Origin of the sequence: Bacillus sp. MM09(2025) (genome assembly GCF_050496725.1) — a bacterium.
GTDB lineage: Bacteria > Bacillota > Bacilli > Bacillales > Bacillaceae > Bacillus > Bacillus pumilus.
On the sequence record NZ_JBNWEN010000004.1, the window covers coordinates 348,786 to 363,828 of the forward strand.

Annotated in this window: 21 protein-coding genes; 8 read left to right on the forward strand and 13 right to left on the reverse strand. The window is 41.8% G+C overall.

The features are described 5' to 3' along the window. Positions 1-32: 32 nt before the first annotated feature. From ACQYAC_RS07995 to ACQYAC_RS08015, 5 genes are read right to left on the reverse strand one after another with little or no spacing between them, the layout of a single operon-like run. Positions 33-827 (reverse strand): alpha/beta hydrolase family protein, encoded by a 795-nt coding sequence (locus ACQYAC_RS07995; RefSeq protein WP_429943073.1) that lies wholly within the window; start codon positions 825-827, stop codon positions 33-35. A gap of 26 nt (positions 828-853) precedes the next feature. Further along, positions 854-2,335 carry a phytoene desaturase family protein gene (locus ACQYAC_RS08000; protein WP_429943074.1) on the reverse strand — a complete coding sequence of 494 codons (1,482 nt, stop codon included), beginning with the start codon at positions 2,333-2,335 and terminating at the stop codon, positions 854-856. Next, positions 2,332-3,459, reverse strand: a complete 1,128-nt coding sequence (locus tag ACQYAC_RS08005; protein WP_429943075.1) for a glycosyltransferase — start codon at positions 3,457-3,459, stop codon at positions 2,332-2,334. Before ACQYAC_RS08005 ends, ACQYAC_RS08000 begins: the two co-directional genes overlap by 4 nt. Continuing rightward, the gene (locus ACQYAC_RS08010; protein ID WP_339163584.1) at positions 3,444-4,190 is read right to left on the reverse strand and encodes a lysophospholipid acyltransferase family protein; all 747 of its coding nucleotides are present in this window, start codon (positions 4,188-4,190) and stop codon (positions 3,444-3,446) included. Before ACQYAC_RS08010 ends, ACQYAC_RS08005 begins: the two co-directional genes overlap by 16 nt. Beyond that, entirely contained in the window at positions 4,159-4,887 is a 729-nt protein-coding gene (locus ACQYAC_RS08015) for a carotenoid biosynthesis protein (RefSeq protein WP_058014993.1), read from the reverse strand. The genes ACQYAC_RS08010 and ACQYAC_RS08015 overlap by 32 nt, the downstream gene beginning before the upstream one ends. 173 nt (positions 4,888-5,060) lie before the next feature. On the opposite strand from ACQYAC_RS08015, the gene ACQYAC_RS08020 reads away from it, so the two are divergent. From ACQYAC_RS08020 to ACQYAC_RS08030, 3 genes are read left to right on the forward strand one after another with little or no spacing between them, the layout of a single operon-like run. Next, positions 5,061-6,062 (forward strand): ABC transporter substrate-binding protein, encoded by a 1,002-nt coding sequence (locus tag ACQYAC_RS08020; RefSeq protein WP_339163587.1) that lies wholly within the window; start codon positions 5,061-5,063, stop codon positions 6,060-6,062. Positions 6,063-6,077: 15 nt separating this feature from the next. After that, on the forward strand, positions 6,078-6,848 hold the full coding sequence (locus ACQYAC_RS08025; RefSeq protein ID WP_429943076.1) for an ABC transporter ATP-binding protein: 771 nt from the start codon (positions 6,078-6,080) through the stop codon (positions 6,846-6,848). 34 nt (positions 6,849-6,882) lie between these two features. Further along, complete coding sequence (locus ACQYAC_RS08030; RefSeq protein WP_371869445.1) at positions 6,883-7,629, forward strand: ABC transporter permease; 747 nt, start codon at positions 6,883-6,885, stop codon at positions 7,627-7,629. Positions 7,630-7,661: 32 nt separating this feature from the next. Here ACQYAC_RS08030 and ytkD read toward each other — a convergent pair whose 3' ends face one another. After that, positions 7,662-8,138: an RNA deprotection pyrophosphohydrolase gene (ytkD, locus tag ACQYAC_RS08035; protein ID WP_034665337.1), complete on the reverse strand. Its 477-nt coding sequence runs from the start codon at positions 8,136-8,138 to the stop codon at positions 7,662-7,664. Between the two features lie 248 nt (positions 8,139-8,386). Between ytkD and ACQYAC_RS08040 the strand changes: the two genes are divergently transcribed. Together ACQYAC_RS08040 and ACQYAC_RS08045 are read left to right on the forward strand one after the other, a co-directional pair. After that, positions 8,387-9,040, forward strand: coding sequence for a TerD family protein (locus ACQYAC_RS08040; protein ID WP_429943077.1), 654 nt, complete (start codon positions 8,387-8,389; stop codon positions 9,038-9,040). Between the two features lie 21 nt (positions 9,041-9,061). Beyond that, the gene (locus ACQYAC_RS08045; RefSeq protein ID WP_058014988.1) at positions 9,062-9,853 is read left to right on the forward strand and encodes an AIM24 family protein; all 792 of its coding nucleotides are present in this window, start codon (positions 9,062-9,064) and stop codon (positions 9,851-9,853) included. Between the two features lie 29 nt (positions 9,854-9,882). Here the strand turns inward: ACQYAC_RS08045 and ACQYAC_RS08050 are convergent, their stop codons facing one another. The 4 genes from ACQYAC_RS08050 to ACQYAC_RS08065 form a co-directional block, all read right to left on the reverse strand. Next, positions 9,883-10,191 (reverse strand): hypothetical protein, encoded by a 309-nt coding sequence (locus ACQYAC_RS08050; RefSeq protein WP_003217683.1) that lies wholly within the window; start codon positions 10,189-10,191, stop codon positions 9,883-9,885. A 43-nt stretch (positions 10,192-10,234) separates the two neighbouring features. Beyond that, the gene (locus ACQYAC_RS08055) at positions 10,235-10,639 is read right to left on the reverse strand and encodes a phage holin family protein (protein ID WP_003217754.1); all 405 of its coding nucleotides are present in this window, start codon (positions 10,637-10,639) and stop codon (positions 10,235-10,237) included. Between the two features lie 156 nt (positions 10,640-10,795). Next, the gene (locus tag ACQYAC_RS08060) at positions 10,796-10,987 is read right to left on the reverse strand and encodes a hypothetical protein (protein ID WP_003217712.1); all 192 of its coding nucleotides are present in this window, start codon (positions 10,985-10,987) and stop codon (positions 10,796-10,798) included. Positions 10,988-11,112: 125 nt separating this feature from the next. Further along, positions 11,113-11,550 (reverse strand): Dps family protein, encoded by a 438-nt coding sequence (locus tag ACQYAC_RS08065; protein ID WP_058014987.1) that lies wholly within the window; start codon positions 11,548-11,550, stop codon positions 11,113-11,115. 131 nt (positions 11,551-11,681) lie between these two features. On the opposite strand from ACQYAC_RS08065, the gene ytzI reads away from it, so the two are divergent. After that, a complete protein-coding gene (gene ytzI / locus ACQYAC_RS08070; protein ID WP_041815877.1) occupies positions 11,682-11,828 on the forward strand; it encodes a YtzI protein in 147 nt (48 codons plus the stop codon). An 8-nt stretch (positions 11,829-11,836) separates the two neighbouring features. Here ytzI and ACQYAC_RS08075 read toward each other — a convergent pair whose 3' ends face one another. After that, positions 11,837-12,271, reverse strand: a complete 435-nt coding sequence (locus tag ACQYAC_RS08075; RefSeq protein WP_058014986.1) for a FixH family protein — start codon at positions 12,269-12,271, stop codon at positions 11,837-11,839. Between the two features lie 114 nt (positions 12,272-12,385). Further along, the gene (locus ACQYAC_RS08080; protein ID WP_003217624.1) at positions 12,386-12,859 is read right to left on the reverse strand and encodes an S-ribosylhomocysteine lyase; all 474 of its coding nucleotides are present in this window, start codon (positions 12,857-12,859) and stop codon (positions 12,386-12,388) included. Between the two features lie 126 nt (positions 12,860-12,985). Here ACQYAC_RS08080 and yidD point away from each other — a divergent pair, with 126 nt between their 5' ends. Further along, positions 12,986-13,210, forward strand: coding sequence for a membrane protein insertion efficiency factor YidD (yidD, locus tag ACQYAC_RS08085; protein ID WP_061409234.1), 225 nt, complete (start codon positions 12,986-12,988; stop codon positions 13,208-13,210). Between the two features lies 1 nt (position 13,211). Here the strand turns inward: yidD and ACQYAC_RS08090 are convergent, their stop codons facing one another. After that, positions 13,212-13,778: a beta-class carbonic anhydrase gene (locus ACQYAC_RS08090; RefSeq protein WP_061409236.1), complete on the reverse strand. Its 567-nt coding sequence runs from the start codon at positions 13,776-13,778 to the stop codon at positions 13,212-13,214. A 214-nt stretch (positions 13,779-13,992) separates the two neighbouring features. Between ACQYAC_RS08090 and ACQYAC_RS08095 the strand changes: the two genes are divergently transcribed. After that, positions 13,993-14,976, forward strand: a complete 984-nt coding sequence (locus ACQYAC_RS08095; RefSeq protein ID WP_429943078.1) for a metal ABC transporter solute-binding protein, Zn/Mn family — start codon at positions 13,993-13,995, stop codon at positions 14,974-14,976. The last annotated feature ends 67 nt before the right edge of the window (positions 14,977-15,043 follow it).

Below are 15,043 nucleotides of genomic sequence, written 5' to 3' on the forward strand. Positions count from 1 at the left end.
ATCCCCCTACTTTCTAAATTTCGTTATACTGCTTATTTTACCACATTTCCGCTTTTCCGGCTGTGCATCCACGTCGTCAGCCTTCTGACAATTTCCCGATTATTCTGCGGGGGAAAATAATGGTTGTATCCATGAAAATACCAAGTCTCCACTGACTTTCCGTGCTGGCGTAGCGCATCTTCTAATAAATACGCATGCTCAATGGATACATTCTGATCCTCTTCTCCGTGGATGATGAGAACAGGCGCTTCAATTTTGTCCACATCATTTAAAGGCGTTCTGTCCTCATAAGCCTCTGGCACCTTGTGCGGGGGACCGCCAATCACACGTTTCATCATCCTTCTCATATCCACACGCTCTTCATAGGTGAGCTTCATATCACTGACACCTCCCCATGTCACAAATGAAGCCGCCTCTTGCTTCATTTCGACAGCGGTCCAAATGCCCATAATGCCTCCGCGCGAAAAACCAAAGATATGAATACGATCCTGCTTCACCTTTTTGTGATGCTTTAACAATTGAAAGGCAGCAAAAGCATCTTTCCGGTCCTCTCCAGCAAAGTCTTCGTTCCCTTCGCCTCCTTGATTTCCTCTGTAAAAGGGCGCAAATACAACAAATCCCTGTGCGGCAAATTGCACAATCCGGCCTGGTCTCACCATTCCCACATTTTTTATGCCGCCTCTTAAATACAAAAAGCCGTCATAACGACCTTCTTCGGCCGGTTCAGCGAGCAGCCCTTTGATCCGAAGTCCATCTGCCTCATAGGTCACTGTAAATAAGTGAATATGCGGATGGGGGGACGGAAACCTTCTTTTTTCCACAATCACTTGATTTCTCTCCTTTTCATCTGTTCTTACGTCAATTGCTTGATGATTGCTTCTGCGACAAGCTGACCCGATTTAGTCACCATTGGCGTGCCTCCGCCTGGATGACTTGTTCCTCCAACAAACCAAAGTCCTTCAATGTCCTTTGACTGATTATTGATACGGAAGAACGCCTGCTTGAACGAGTTGGAAGACATACCATAAATGGCTCCATGATATGCGCCTGTTTTCTGCTGCAGATCAAGCGGAGTTTGAACCGCTTCATATTCGGCCACCTTATCCAAATCAAAGAGAGCCTTTTCCTTTAATTTTGTTTTCACATGCTGCGAGTATGTCTCTCTTAGCATGTCCCAATCTTGCTCTTTTGTCACATAAGGCGCATTCGCCAGTACAAACAAGTTGCTTCTTCCCGGTCCTCCGCTTAAAGCTGGTTCTGAATGACCTGAATAACATATGTAAAGTGTCGGATCCTGAGGCAGTTGTTTTTTCTGAAAAATATCCTTGAATTCTTGCTCATAATTCTCTGGGAAAAACACATTGTGATGGGACAGCTGTTCATAGACCTTAGGTACACCTAATAAGAGAACAAAGCCAGATAATGACGGTTCAATGGCAGCAAGCTTTTTATTTAAAAAGCTTGGGCGGTCTTTTTCATCAATCAGATGGCGGTAGACAGTAAGCGCATCCGCTCCTGCAATGACATGATCAGCTTCATACATCTGGTGAGCCGTTTCTACTCCTTTGATTCGCCGGTCCTTCACATGAATCTTGTTGACTTGTTTATTCAGGTGAATCTGTACACCTAATTCCTTTGCCAAAGTCTCAAATGCTTCAACTAAACGATATGTACCGCCCTTTATGCCATAAATCCCCTTCTCCCCTTCTAAATACGCCATCATATTAAAAATAGCCGGTGCCTCATAGGGAGAAGAGCCGATGTATGTCGCATACCGTCCAAACATCGCCAATGTATGCGGATGACGGAAATATTGTCGCAGCAAGCGTTGAACGGTTGTAAACGGTTTGACAGAGAGAAGTGCTTTCACGAGCTTTACATCCGCCTTATCCTTCCACGTTAATAACAAACGATTTAAAAACTGATCCTCAGCCTGTTCAAAAAGCATCTTTGATTCCTGTAAAAATGCACGGTATTGCTTTGCATCTTCAGGACTGAATGCTGCAATTTGTGATTCCATCTGCTCAATATTCGGTGTAAATTCAACCGTATGTCCATCTGAAAAAACATTTTTGGTCAGGGGAGAGATCGGATAAAATGTGACGTAATCCTCCATCCGTCTATGACAGGAAGCAAATACTTCCTCAAAGTATGACTTCATTGTAATGGTACTCGGTCCTAGATCAAAAGAATAACCAGCCTCCTGATGGCGCTGCAATTTCCCGCCTAAAGCCGCTTCTTTTTCTAATATGGTGACCTGAACCCCGCGTGACTGTAAGCGGATCGCTGCTGATAATCCGCCAAGCCCGCCGCCGATGATGATCACTTTTTTCATTCGTACCTTCTCCCTTTCCATTCATACCCTTCTTTTTTCAGACCGATTTTCATAGAAGAAAAGCCAATGGCGATCAGACTCAAAATGCTGACCGGTAATAAAAAGGCCATTGCAGATGTTCTTCCGTTCTCAATATCAATTGCCGCTTTGATCGACACACCTAGTCCATAACAAAGAATCGCTAAGCATATACTCAGCACATCCAGCTTTAGCAAAGCCACCATCAAGCAAATGACAGGAGCCAAATAAAGCAGGGTGTATAAACAAAAGACACTGCTTAACAAAGCAATGCTTCGATTGACACCTGGGAATAAATTTTTCCGATAGCCTTCCCAAACCTCTTGTCCACTCTCATACATTCTCATATACACAAATGGATGAATGCTTGCTAGTGTGAACGGAAAGCCTTGTTCCTTCACCCGTTTAGCCAATGCCATATCATCCACTAGCGAATCCTTAATCGCTTCATGCCCGCCGATGTCGTGATAGCAATTCTTTTCAATGGCAATAAAGCCTCCATGTGCGGCGGCAAAAGCAGGATTCTTTGATTTTCTGACCCACTTCACAGGCAGATGACAGCCAATGGTAAACATCATCATGGGAACGACAAGATGCTCAAAAAATGTACCTGTTTTTTGTTCGGGGAAGCCTGACAGCATGCCCGTTTTTTGCGTGCATAACTGCTCGTACACAGCTTCAATTGCTCCCCGTTTCAACCGGACATCCGCATCTAAAAATAACAGCCAATCAGAAGCCGTTGCCTCAGCAAGCTGAGAACAAGCGTATGATTTCCCTAGCCAGCCTTGCTTTAATACCCGGCCTGACTGCACACGAATCCATGGATATGTTTGTGAGAAGCGCTCCACAATCGCTCTTGTCTGATCTGTCGAATGATCATCAAGTACAACAACCTCTTTCGGATAAAGACGTTGATCAACGATCGACTGAAGACAGGCTTCTATCCGTTTCTCCTCATTTCTAGCCGGAATCAGTATCGATAACGAAATACGTTCATCTGGCGAAAAGGAAGCGGGCTTTAACACGGGAAACTGCTTCATATTCCATATCGTAAATAGAAACTGACAAAGCAGCAGCACACTGATCACAGTTAAGAAGAACGCCATGTTCTCACCCACTTTTTAAAAGAATCAAACGCATCACTTGTTGACTGACTTGTCCTTGTGATCTGTTTAAATTCTTCGTTTATTGAAAAATCAGGATCTGCAATGATCTGTGATTGATGTCTGTTTAACTGCGTTTCAAGCAGATCGCCAAGCATACGCGTCATATCCTTGCTTCGCAGGGAGCTTCCAGATACGATGGCATCATCACCGAACACAACAGAAACTATCGGCTTTTGATATTGATTAAATGTATACTGCAAGGTTACAGGCTTCACCACGACTTGTTCAAATTGTCTCACTAAAAAAGAAGCCCCGCCTTCCAGTTCAAGCGGTCTCACGTCCTGATGCATAATTTTCCCCTGTGGAAAAAGCCATACCGCTCCGCCGTTCTGCATGTTCTCTTTTGCTGTCATTAAAGCTTGCTTCACGCTTCTCAAATTCTCTTTATGAACCGGAAACGCCCCAAGCTTACGGAAAAAAGTATATTGCTTCAGCTGCTTCTCTTCCATCATCATGTAGTGATTAAGCTCAGACGCTTTTTCTGTTAAAAGAAAAATGATTAGTCCATCCCACCATGAGCTATGATTGGCGAGATAAAGAACAGGCAGGTTTCCCTTCGGGTCCACCGAGCCTTTCATCATGACACAGCGGAAATGCTTATGGAGTAAATATCGCTCAAGATAAAGTGAAAATAGACGTCTAAACGATCGGCTTTTGTCGCTTTCTTTCAAATCGAACCCTTCCTTCACACAAAATGACAATGATCAGTGCTAAATAAAAAATGACATCGAGTCCGCCCTTTAATGCCAAAAGACCAAAAAAGAACACCATCGCCTGATAAATACGGCTCGTCCAGCTGAGTGCCTTTTGATCAATTGAGACAAGCGGGAAAAGAAATGAAAGACCTGCTCCAATCATACCCCAGCTTACAAAATTCTCAAAAGGAATACCATAAAACCCACCGCCGTCATACCATACCCAAAACCTCCGCTCAGCTGCTACTGGATCTAATATGAGGTCAAGCAACACAATCCATATCCCCGTTTCGACGGCTCGTCTCCACTTTGACTGCTGACTGGATAAAAAAAGGCTGTTTAAAAACACGCCAACCCAAGCAAACGCAATAGTTAACGGCACCCCCGCCACTAGAAAGCCTAGCGTCGGATAATAGTCATAGGCCCCAAACGGAAATCCCGTTGTAATCCCTATCCACTCCACCGTAAATGTAAGCACTCCGACAATGGCTGCCCTTTTAATGACAAACCCCCATGAGCCATAAATCTGTCGTCCAATCTCGATGACGCAGCAAGCATACAGTACAAGAAAGATTCCGTTTGCAAACTGAAGCCATGCTGGCACTTCAAAAAAGACCATTAAGATCAGACCTACTACATACCATCCAACAAATACCCAACTCAATCTATACACGAAACCGCTCCTTTATTTCTGCCAAATTCAAGAAAGCCTTCATGCCTCTAGTATAGAAAAAAAGACGCGTTCTATAAATAAACAATGCGCTTCTTATTTTCGTCTAGGCACTCACCAAAAATCCCTTTTTACATACTTTAATAGTGATCTAGAACAAAGGAGGCGAATTACTCTTGAATCGTTCCATTAAAGTCAGACTGGCATTCATCGTCGTCGTCCTGCTCTTTATTCCATTTGTCGCCTGTAAAAAAGAACAAGAGCAGACCGTACAAGTAGCCGAGGTGACCCATTCGGTCTTTTATGCTCCGTTATATGTCGCCTTATCAAAGGATTTCTTCAAAGAAGAAGGCCTAGAGGTTGAACTAAAAACCACTTGGGGCGGCGATAAAACGATGACAGCTCTCTTATCAGGCGGTGCTGATATCGCCTTGACCGGGTCTGAATCCTCTATCTATGTAGAGGCTCAAGACACAAAGGATTCTGTCATGAACTTTGCACAGCTGACACAAACAGACGGCACATTTCTTGTTTCAAGGGAGAAAGTAAACCAGTTCTCTTGGGATCAATTGAAAGGAAAAGACTTCTTAGGACAGCGGAAAGGCGGCATGCCGCAAATGGTCGGTGAATATGTCTTGAAAAAAGAAGGCATTGATGTAAAAAAGGATCTTCGTATGATTCAAAATATTGATTTTGCCAACATTTCAGGTGCGTTCTCCTCTGGAACTGGCGATTTTGTGCAGTTATTCGAACCGACCGCTTCCTTACTTGAAAAAGAAGGCAAAGGGTACATTACCGCCTCCTTTGGAGAAGCTTCTGGCAAGGTGCCATATACCACCTTCATGGCAAAGAAGAGTTACTTAGAGGAAAACAAAGAGACCGCCGAAGCCTTCACCCGAGCCATTTACAAAGCGCAGAAATGGGTAGAAACCAAGCAGCCTGAGGAGATCGCAAAGGCCATTCAATCTCATTTTCCTGATACAGATCTTGATGTCTTATCAACTGCCATCAAACGCTACAAACAACAAGATTCCTATGCAACAGATCCTTTTCTAAATGAAGAGGAATGGAACAAATTGCAGGAAATCATGAAGGAGAGCGGAGAATTGCCGGAATTTATCCCGTACAAACAACTTGTCGATTCATCCATTGCAAAGAAGGTCACAGATCACAAATAGAATAGGAGGTAGCACATGTCTTTCCTTCAAATTGACCATGTGACCCATACGTACTTCTCTTTAAAAGAAAAAACAACGGCTATACAGCACATCAATATGGAGATAGACCAAGGTGAATTCATCTCATTTATTGGTCCCAGCGGATGCGGGAAAACCACCTTGCTGTCTATCATCGCAGGAATTACACCGCCCTCTGAAGGTCGAATTTTAATCGAAGGAAAAGAACCAAATCAACAGGAGCATCAAATCGGCTACATGCTCCAGCAAGATTATTTATTTCCTTGGAAGACCATCAAGGAAAATGTGATTCTCGGGTTAAAAATTGCGAAACAAGATTCACATGAGTCCGTCTCAGCTGCCCTTGATTTACTGCCAAAGCTTGGACTGCATGAAGTCGAGGAAAAATATCCGAAGGAGCTGTCTGGCGGAATGAGGCAGCGTGCGGCTCTCGCCCGAACACTTGCAGTTGATCCCGGTCTGCTTTTACTAGATGAGCCATTTTCAGCCCTAGACTACCAAACCAAACTCACATTAGAAGATCTCGTCTTTCACACATTAAAAGACTATCAAAAAACAGCAGTCCTTGTGACACATGACATCGGTGAAGCCATTGCAATGAGTGACCGCATTTTCTTATTCTCAAAGCATCCAGGCTCTATCCAGCGAATCTTTACCGTTCCAGACGACATAAGGGCTCTCTCTCCTTTTGAAGCGAGACAGACCACGCATTTCCAAGAGCTCTTTCAAACGATTTGGAAGGAGCTGAAAACAGTTGAAACACAGTGACCTTTTACATGAAGCCTATCGCAAAAAATACCGAATGGAAAAACGGATCACACGTATCTATCAGCTCATCATATTCGCCAGCTTCTTTTCGCTTTGGGAGCTTGCCAGTCATTTCAGATTCATTGATCCGCTCATTTTCAGTTCACCATCTGCGGTCTGCCATTTGTTTGTGCAAAAAATTCAAGATGGTTCTTTAATGAATCATATGAGTATTACATTATTTGAAACGGTGCTCGGTTTTCTACTTGGTACCTTTTGCGGCATTTTGCTCGCTGCCGCCTTATGGTGGTCTACTCGATTAGCAAACGTTCTTGACCCTTATTTAGTCATTTTAAATGCCATGCCGAAAGTTGCCCTCGCCCCCATTTTAATTGTTGCCCTTGGACCTGGTATGATCAGCATCGTCGCCATGGGTGCGATCATTAGTGTGATCATTACGACGATCGTCATTTACACTGCCTTTCAAGAGGTCGATGAGAATTATTTAAAGGTGATGAAAACCTTTGGCGCGAACAAAAGCGTCGTCTTTCGTGAGGTCATTTTGCCAGCTAGTATTCCAACGATGATTTCTGCCATCAAAGTGAATGTCGGTCTTTCTTGGGTTGGAGTCATTGTAGGGGAATTTCTTGTATCCTCAAAAGGGCTCGGCTACATGATTATTTACGGCTTTCAAGTCTTCAACTTTACACTCGTGTTCTTAAGTCTTTTCATTATTGCTGTGTTTGCTACCATCATGTACCAGCTTGTGGAATGGCTCGAACGCCGTTTTCTCCAAAAATAAAAAAAGCACAGGGAGATCTCCCTGCGCTTTTTTTAACGAATCAAACCGTTCTTTTCTAAATAAGCAAGACTTTGTCTTAACACATCATCTTTCATAATAAAACTGAAATTCTTATTTTTTGCGATGGATCTTGGCAAGTCTGCGAAAAGAACAGGTCCTTTTGTTTCAAAATACGTGTCTTGCTTCACTAGCCTTTCAATATCAGCGAAATAAATATTTTTTACGATGACCTTTTCTCTGCCTAGCACCTGATATTGGCCAATATACGTTAATTCACGAACAACAGCACCCGTCTCTTCTTGAATCTCACGTATAGCGGCTTGGTCTGCTTCTTCATTTGGCTCAACTTTCCCTCCTGGAAACTCATAGCCCCGATCCTCATGTTCAGTGAGCAGCCATTTTCCCTGGTAACGGCAAATGGCCCAAACATGCTTTGGATGACTTGAAAAAGGCTTCTCTTCAAAGGAGAGCTTGACCGTATTATGATAATAGTCTTTAAATACATGCATGTGAAATCCCTCATATCCTGTCCTTGCTTCTTGTAAAACATCATACCACAGATCACATTTCTCTGAAGAATTTTTATCAAAAGTGAAACAAACAAGTGGTTTCATTTCGTCTGTATTTAATATAAGGTCTTATTGCTAAAACCTTTTTATCATCCCCAACTTCACCCTATTTTAATCATGAAACCTTTTATCCCTTGACGACGTAAATCAATGAGTGTTTGTCCTATTACGACGAGGAGGAAAACAGCATGAGGATAACAAATGGGTCAAAACAAGAGAAAGACCAAGCGCTTACGCCCAGTAAAATTGAAAAAGAAGACGCACCTCATGAGGTGATCAACAAACACCTCATCAAAGGGCAAAAGCTAGATTTAACAAAAGACAATCCAAATATCGACCAAATTCAAATCGGGCTTGGCTGGGATTTAGCTGGCCAGCCAATTGATTTAGATACGCAAGTGTTTCTCTTAAATGAAGAGGACAAACTGTTGTCTCCGAGCCATCTGATCTATTATCATCAGCAGCAAAGCTTAGACGGAGCTGTTCGCCATCTTGGTGATCATCAAGTTGGCGGCGGGTATCGAGACAATGAAATGATCATTATGCAATTAAGCAGAGTCTCTCCTGATATTCATAAAATCGTTGTAACAGCCACGATACATGATGCACACGAGCGCAAGCATCATTTTGGACAAGTGACGAACGCTTACGTGCATCTGACTGATCAAATTTCACAACAAGAGATTTGTACCTTTCAATTAACAGAAGATTATTCGTATTGTACCTCCATCATTTGCGCTCAACTCATAAGAGATGAGGAAGAATGGAAAATCATCGCAACCGGGCAAGGAACTACGCTAGATTTAAATGATTTATGCCGCATCTACGGATTCACATCTTGACGCAGAAAGGAGCCGGCACCAATGGGATTTCATTTCACCACAATAGAAGAGCTTACTTTACAAGCAGAAGGCAGCGGAATCTTTTTTGCGAAAAAAGGCGCAATGATTGCCGATCAAGGTACGTTTCAATACCGCAAACGACTCCTCGGAACAAACAAAGGAAATATGGTCAGTCAAGTATTTAACCATATCAGCAGGAAATTGACAGGTGAAAACCTTGAAGTGATGGAGGTCAGTGGACAAGGTACTTGTTATTTAGCTGATTCCAGCGAGCACGTGACAGTGATTAATCTTGAGCCGAGCGGTCCTTGGCAGCATGTAAGTGTAGAAAGTGAGGATTTACTTGCCTTTACTGAGGAATGTCATTACGGCGTGACACCAGTAGGCGTAGGGATTTTATCACAGAAAGGACTGTTTACATCAAAGCTCTCCTATCAAGGCCACGGGGCGCAGGTCGCCATTAAAACAAATGGAAACCCGCTCATTTTAAAAGCCCCTTGCCGTGTAGATCCTGACGCCATTGTCGCTTGGACTGGTAAAGCACCGAAGGTCAAATTAGATGTGAACTGGAAGACCCTCATCGGACAAACATCTGGTGAATCCTACTTATTTGAGTTCCAAGAACAAGACCAAATTGTCATTATCCAGCCATCTGAGCGGACATCCGGCTTACGGGTTGGTTTAGATGATAACCGTTACAAGCCTCAGAGCCAGAGCTCCTCTCATGAATTCACGAATTCACAGACATCTCAGCAAGAGAATAGAGGCGGGCTTAGTGACCTGATCGGAGGCATCTTACAACCGCGAAAATAAAAGCATGTAGAAAATCTCTACATGCTTTTTCAATTCATTAATCCATTTGTTTCAATAAAGTTCTTTGTCTCTTCATTTCCGAGCTCGAAAATCATTGAGTATATCTCTTTTCTTTTTCGATCCATTTCATCATTCGGACTGTCATAATGATATTCAAGATACGGAACATGCGCTCGAAAGAAGCCTTTCCAATCTGTCATATACTGTTCATCGAAATAGTCTCTCAGCTGCAAAATTTGATCATCGTCTGCTTCTATTTGAAATTGCCAAGCCGCAGCATCTCTATGCTGCGATATCGATCCATCCTGTACAGATACATAATATGTGTGTCTCGTCATCTGATTCATCCTTTTTCCTTTAGTATGACCAGATATGAAGAAATTACGGCTTCTTGCGCAATTTATTTTTTAACATGTCCAACACATCAATAAACAACTGTGGAATGGGAATTCCGAGGGCATTGGCTGTCGAGACGATTTGGTAAGATTCATAAATAATATAAAAGATGATCGCTAAATCCTTAATCATCCCATTTGTCTTCAGCATGACATCGAAGAAATGCGCCATGGATATTAGAGAGACCGTCACAATCTTTCGAACAAGCCGCGTAGAAAAACGTTTCATTGTGAGCTGTCCTGTCAAAGATTCTCTTAGGCTTGAACAAATTAATTCAATGGCCATGAGTGTTACTAATATCATCAGTAAATATCCTGCTCCACCAAACAGAAAGCCCATCGCTGACAAACTGACTGTAAACAACGAAAAGATGCCTAAATCCTTGCTCACTTGGCATCAACATCCTTTCAAAGTGGAACTCCTTACCTCAATAGTATATGCCAGATCTTCGCAATAGCTTGGACGACAAAAAATAAAGGCGTCGCCTTTTCAATCAGACAGAGTGATGACAAGAAAAAAAGCCGCCTTGTGTGGCGGCTTCCATCTTTAGACTCTCACATCAATAAAGCGAGCGTCTGAATCCTTTGGCTGAACAGCTTGAGGCTGCTGCTGAACTTGATCCAGCATGACCATGGCTTGTGCTGTATTCGTAGCAAGCTGTGAATTCAACAAACTAATATTAAGTGTTTTTTGAATGCTCGCAACTTGCTGACTCATCATTCCTGCAATAGAAGACATCTTCTCCCCTCCCTTCTCTTTTCTCTTCGGCTGAAAGCCCTATGATTTCAATGGGCTGTCTGTCACGATTCCAACAAAAAAGGAATGTCGATCTCTTAACGATCGACATTCCTTCCACATACGTATTATCCTAAAAATGCTTTAAGCATCCAGTTGTGTTTTTCGATAGATTGATGAATCGCAAGTAACATATCACCTGTTGTTTCATCGCCAACTTCTCCAGCCAGCTCCATTCCTTGTTTTAATTCCTCAGCGATATTGGAGAAATCATCATATAGATTTTTCACCATTTGCTCCGCTGATTCATTACCTTCAGCTTCTTGAATGCTAGAAATTTCTAAGCATTCTTTCATTGTTGCAACAGGCTGTCCATTTAAAGCAAGCATACGCTCAGCCAAATCATCAATGTATGTCGCTGTTTCTGTATAAAGTTCCTCAAATTTCTCATGGAGTGTAAAGAAGTCTTTTCCCTTTACGTACCAGTGATAGTTATGTAATTTTACGTAAAGCACAGTCCAATCTGCTACTTGTTTATTGACGACGTGTAATAATTTTTCAGACATGTTTATTCCTCCTTATGTAATTGCGTTTAGTATGAGAATACCCTTTTCCTATTATACTGAAACCTGCGATGAATTTCTTCTATTTTGGCTGCATGAAATATATGTTAATATGGAAATAAGGAGGGAGTTAGATGCTGCTACTTGGGATTATCAGCTTTATCATTATCTCAATCGTTGTCTTTTTATCGCTGTGGACAACATCGAAGGCTTATGAATATAAGCATAAAATCGATACACCACAGGATGCTGAACCAAACCAACGTCCTAACCCGAAATAAAATGCCACTTAATGATGTGAAGTTTCTTCTTCAGTAGATGAACTCTCTTTTTTCACATCACCTACTTGAATGTTCGTCTTTGGCATATTATGCTGCTGTTTAGCTGTCACATGGACTTGTATGATATAAAGGCCATCTTTTTTAAAGGCTGTATGCAATTCATATACACCTTTATTCTCTTTCTTTGGCTGAATCATCTTGCTGTTATCCTTATCGCCATCTTTCCACACTTCAAATTGAACTTCGTCTGCATCATCAACAGGCGTATCACCATATGTGACAGCTGCTTTTACTATAACGCTTTCATTTTTCTCCACTTGTTCAGGTCCTGTAAGCTTCACTTCTAATAGCTCAGGTACCTCCCCTTTTTCACTATTTGCTGCAGAGTTCCCACATGCACTTAGTAACAAGAGCATCAATATCATTCCCAACATTTTTCGCATCCCGAGTTCCCCCTTCTTTTACTGACATGTCCATTTTAACAAATATCCCCTATTTTGACATCTCATGATCGAATACAAAAAAACCGGACATCATCATGTCCGGTTTATGATTGATTAACCAAATACTTTGAGAAGCTCTTCTTGATCTTGAGAAAGCCAGAAACGCATCAAACGTTTTGCCCCTTCAAGGTCATGAAGCTTCGCTTGACCGCATTGCTCTTCGTTTGCCGCAGGAATTTCAGTTACTTCAACTGCATCCTTGAATGTTGCATCAAGAAGCTCAACGATTTCTTTTGGAGTTGGTGCACCACTGACCACTAAATAGTAGCCTGTCTGACAGCCCATTGGAGATATATCAATGATATCAAAATGGTCGTATTTCTCTGAGTGTGTTCTAATGTTAAACGCAAGTAAATGCTCTAATGTATGAATCGTATCAGGTTTCATCGCTTGCTTGTTTGGCTGACAAAAACGAATATCAAATTTATTGACTTCTCCATCTGATCCCACTTTATGAACGCCACAATGACGAACGTATGGCGCTTTTACAGCATTATGATCAAGTTCAAAGCTTTCTACTGAAGGCATAATCACCACTCCTATAATTGCAATTTCCTATATTATAACATATTTCTCCGACCAGTTTAGTTTATAAAACTTTCCTTCCTTGTCCTTTTTTCTTATACTGTGAAAGACAGACAAGGAGGAACCTTTATGAAACAAATTTTTATCGGCATCATACGCTTTTATCAAAAATGTATTTCCCCTCTTACACCGCCTAGCTGCCGGTTTTACCCAACATGCTCAAACTATGGGCTAGAAGCGATCAAAACGCATGGCGCTTTAAAAGGCGGCTGGCTCACCATCAAACGGATATTAAAATGTCATCCGCTCCATCCTGGCGGCATCGATCCTGTCCCGCCGAAAAAGGAAACATAACTTACTTTTTTTCATATCCGTTGACGACTACGTCAAGCTTGCCAGTTCCAGGATCAATGACAAGACCGTGCACAGGCACATTTGATGGGAGAAGCGGGTGATTTTTCACAACGGACACACTGTCCTTCACGCTCTCTTCAACCGAACTAAAGCTTTTGAGCCACTGTTTAAAATCGATTCCTGAGTATTCCAGTACTTCAATCCGTTTTTCTGGGATACCACGCTCAATGGCTTTGTTTAAAAGTGTCTGGCTGTCTATTTTGCTCATACCGCAATCATGATGCCCGATGACATAAACCTCGTCAGCATTTAATTCGTAAACAGCCACTAAAATGCTTCGCATAATACTTCCAAATGGATGAGAAACAAGAGCACCAGCACTTTTAACGATCTTGATATCTCCATTTTTCATGTTCATTGCACGTGGAAGCAGCTCGACAAGTCTTGTATCCATACATGACAGAATGACAGCTTTTTTCTGTGGAAACTTCGTTGTTGTAAATTCTTCGTATTTCTTTTCTTCAATAAATTGTTGATTATATTCGATGATTTCTTCTAAAAGTTTCATACGTTGTCCATTCCTTTATCTTTTTTTAAAAATAAATATAGCACAATGTGAGAAATTTCGTCACGTTTTGCAGCACATTTTTTTAAAAGGAAACATCTGCTGATGAAATTTTTTTATTTTCCTCTTTTCAAATCGTAATTATTACGATACAATAACTCAGGACATTAAATCGTAATCATTTCTATCTAATAGATTGAGAGGAGACATTTTCCACATGAAAAAAATCTTTTATATGTTAACAGCTGCTTTATTTGCGATCGGTCTTGCCGCTTGCTCAAGCAGTGCGGGGACAAATGCTTCAAAAGGAAAAACAGACGGAAAACTGACCGTTTACACCACCATTTTCCCGATTCAAGATTTCACTGAAAAAATTGGCGGTTCTCATGTTCATGCGCAAAGCGTGTACCCTGCCAATGCAGATGCACACAGCTTTGAACCAAGTTCAAAAACGATGGTTGAAATGGCTGAAGGAGACGCCTTCATCTACAGCGGCACAGGCGCTGAAGCATTCGCTGACAAAACCGCTTCTACGTTAAAAGACCAAGGCGTGAAAACAGTCAAAGCAGCCGAAGGCATCAAATTGTTATCTACAAAAGAAGAGCATTCACATGAAGAAGGTGAAGATCATGATCATGAAGAGGAAGATCATGACCATGATGGACACGATCACGGAGATAAAGATCCTCATGCATGGTTAGACCCTGTTTATGCACAGCAAATGGCGAAAAACATTAAAGATACACTCGTTTCATTAGATCCAGATCATAAAGACGAATACACAAAAAACTATGAAAAACTAAAAAAAGATTTGCAATCGCTAGATCAAGAGTTCAACACAACGTTATCTAAAGCAAAACATAAAGAAATCCTTGTTTCGCATGCAGCCTACGGTTATTGGGAAAAGCGCTACGGCATTGAACAAATCAGTGTATTAGGGTTATCCGCTTCTGAAGAGCCTTCACAAAAGCAGCTCGAAAGCATTGTCGAAAAAGCTGAAAAGCATCACATTCAATATGTGATTTTTGAAAACAACGTCAGCAGCAAAGTCTCAGATACGATCCGCAGTGAAATTGGGGCAAAAAGCCTCACACTTAAAAATTTAGAATCTATTACTGAAGATGATGCAAAAAAAGGTGAAAGCTACGTCAGCTTAATGAAACAAAATCTAAAGACCTTAAAAACCGCTTTAAATGATTAATTGTTAGGCCCGGGTGATATCCCGGGTTTTTTGCTGTAAAAAAGCACACCATTGTAGGGTGTGCTTT